The sequence below is a fragment of the Streptomyces sp. NPDC034037 genome (genome assembly GCF_055575715.1).
Genome location: NZ_JBVISC010000006.1, coordinates 611,762 through 614,549, shown reverse-complemented (window position 1 = coordinate 614,549; position 2,788 = coordinate 611,762). Strand labels below are relative to the sequence as shown.

The following is a 2,788-nucleotide window of genomic DNA, read 5'->3' as shown; positions in this document are numbered from 1 at the left end:
CTGTACGCCGCGCCGCCCGCGCACGGGCCCAGCATCACGCTGATCTGCGGGATGACACCGGACGCCTTGGTGTTGCGCTGGAAGATGCCGCCGTAGCCGGCGAGCGCGGAGACGCCCTCCTGGATACGGGCGCCCGCGCCGTCGTTCAGGGAGACCAGTGGAGCACCGGCCGCGATGGCCATGTCCATGATCTTGTGGATCTTCGTGGCGTGCGCCTCGCCGAGCGCGCCGCCGAAGATGCGGAAGTCGTGCGCGTAGACGAAGACCGTCCGGCCCTCGACCGTGCCCCAACCGGTGACGACACCGTCCGTGTACGGGCGTTTCGCCTCCAGGCCGAAACCGGTCGCCCGGTGCCGGCGCAAGGGTTCGACCTCGCGGAACGAACCCTCGTCCAGGAGCAGCGCGATCCGCTCGCGCACGGTGAGCTTGCCCTTGGCCTTCTGAGCGGCGGTGGCCGGTTCACCGGGGCCTGCGTGGACCTGCTCCCGGATTGCCGCCAGCTCCGCGACGTGGAGTTTCATCTCTCCCCTTACCCGTTGCGCTGCCGTCACCGGGGACGCTGTGCGCGGTTCAGTTGGTGAGCTTGCGCAGGCCGCTCATCTGGAGCACGGCGAACCCGCCGACGACGACGGCCTGCATGAGGATCCACACCGTGCCGATCGTGTTCGGGTCGAACCAGCCGAAGATCGCGGTGGCGACGCTGGCGACGGCCCACAGCAGGTTGGCCTCGATGACGACCTTCGTGGCGGTGGCGGACGGCACCTGCTGGGCGGCGAGGAGGCCGACCAGGACGCCGTAGACGGTGAGGAAGACGCCGATCGCGCGCAGGAAGCCGGTGTTCATGTCGAGGAGGTCTCCGACGGGGCCGGCGGCGATCAGGTAGATCAGGCCGTTGCCGGCCGTGACGGCGGCGTCGAGACCGAGGAACAGACGCAGCGGGCGCGCGGCGGACGAGTTCGTGGCCGCGGTTCCAAGGCGTGCGGAGGTCTGGCTCGTGGTCATGGAAACTCCTGGTGGATACGGTGGTTGGGGGTTCATGCGCGCCGCGCGGGACGCATACCGGGACGCGTACGGGGGGTCCGCGCGGAGGGCGGGCGCCCGCTTTCCGTTCACATGGTGACAAGTGCCGCTGACCGGGCGCTGACGCCGTGTGCATGGGGGGTTGACCTGCCGTGACGGGGCCGTGCGGGGGCCTGGGGGTGGTGGCGGTGCGTCGGGTTCCGCCCAGTCGGGCGCCGTCCGGTCGGGCGCCGTCCGGTCGGGCCCCGTCCGGTCGGGCCCCGTCCGCCGGTGGTTGGGCGGTTGCCGGTCTTGGGCCGTTGCCCCGCGTGCCAGCGGAGGCCTCGCTCGTACGGAGGCCTCGCCCATGTAGGGAGGCCTCGCCCATATAAGGGGAAGGGGAGAGCGGCGTGGCGCCCCCCGCGTACGAGGTGACGGACGGCGGCCCCGTGAAAGGGGCCGCCACCCGGTCAGGCCGGCTGGAGCAGGGTGCGGGCGGCGCCCGTCAACGCCGGATCGTGCGCGAGAATCGCGTGTTCCACGTCGCGCAGTGCGGGGGACGGGTCGATGCCCAGTTCGTCCGAGAGATGGCGGCGCATGGCGCGGTAGACGTTGAGGGCGTCTGCCTGGCGGCCCGAGCGGTACAGGGCGACCATCAGCTGTTCGCAGAAGCGTTCCCGCAGAGGGTGATTACTGTGCGCCTCGTGCAGTTCCGCGAGCATCGACGCGTGGTGGCCCAGCCGCAGTTCTGCCTCGAAACGCAGCTCCATGGCCCGCATGCGGTATTCCTCGTAACGGGCGCAGGCCAGCTGGCAAATGGTGCCGCCGGGAAAGTCGCCGAATACGGGGCCCCGCCACAGGGCGAGCGCCCGGCCCAGCAGGTCCGCGGTGGCGCCGGGATCGGAGGCCCCCGCCGCCTCCGCCTGGCGGACCGCCTTCGTGAATTCGGCGGCGTCGAACTCGCCCTCATGGATGGTGAGCCGGTAACCCGAAGGGTGAATGGTCACCCGGGAAACCGGAAGATCCGGTTCCAGGCTCTTCAGTTTCCGGCGGAGCCTGCTGATGTGTGCCTGCAGTGCATTGGCCTGCTTGTCGGGGACGGAGTCGCCCCACATTTCCTCCACGAGGATCTCTCCCGAAATCGGGCGGCCCTCGCTGACGAGCAGGGTCTGGATGAGATTCCGTTGGAGGTCTCCAGAGATCTCCGCGAAACCTAACGCGGTGCGGATCTGCAGTGCTCCGAGAATGGAAAAGCTCAGCATGCCGTTTCCCCCTTGGCTTTCGTTGCTGCAACGTCGGGGCGGTTCACCTTCCGGGTCGCCAGGGCCATCGGTGCTGCGGTGTGGGGGACCGCGGGTGGAGGTCGGCGTGGCGATCTCTGGGTGTCCCCAGCCGGGGGGAGGCAGGGGTGCACCCTCTGACTCCCTTCCAGCGAAGACCCTCTCACGGTATCATTCCTTTGGGAAGGTATTTTTTTGAACGAGTCGCCTCAGGTAGTTGAATGCGGGGCTGACCTGGGGGTTCGTCCGGGAAAAGATGCGCGTGTCCATCGGACATAGGCCCGCCCCGGCGGTCCAGCCGCTGTCGCGGGGCGCCGGGGCGGTCGCTTCACCGGGGCGGGGGAGGCCCGGCGAAGTAGGTGTGGAAGTCCATGTTCCGCTGGCGGAGAGGGCAGGATTCGAACCTGCGTGGGTCGCGAGGGACCCGACCTGGGCTGAGCCCGAGGTCCCCGATAAACCACTCCGGGCACCTCTCCTGGTCGTACTGGCACAGAGTTTCGTGCCTGCGG

3 protein-coding genes and 1 tRNA gene are annotated in these 2,788 nt (G+C 69.3%); all 4 read right to left on the bottom strand.

Annotated elements, in window-relative coordinates; translation table 11 throughout:
- The coding region (locus ACZ516_RS23970; RefSeq protein ID WP_469011598.1) for a carboxyl transferase domain-containing protein at positions 1–521 on the bottom strand (521 nt) is incomplete at its 3' end.
- 49 nt (positions 522–570) lie between these two features.
- The gene (locus ACZ516_RS23965; protein WP_469011597.1) at positions 571–1,002 is read right to left on the bottom strand and encodes a hypothetical protein; all 432 of its coding nucleotides are present in this window, start codon (positions 1,000–1,002) and stop codon (positions 571–573) included.
- A 467-nt stretch (positions 1,003–1,469) separates the two neighbouring features.
- Positions 1,470–2,261 carry an AfsR/SARP family transcriptional regulator gene (locus ACZ516_RS23960; RefSeq protein WP_361079711.1) on the bottom strand — a complete coding sequence of 264 codons (792 nt, stop codon included), beginning with the start codon at positions 2,259–2,261 and terminating at the stop codon, positions 1,470–1,472.
- Positions 2,262–2,659: 398 nt separating this feature from the next.
- Positions 2,660–2,755, bottom strand: a tRNA-OTHER gene (locus ACZ516_RS23955).
- Between the last annotated feature and the right edge of the window lie 33 nt (positions 2,756–2,788).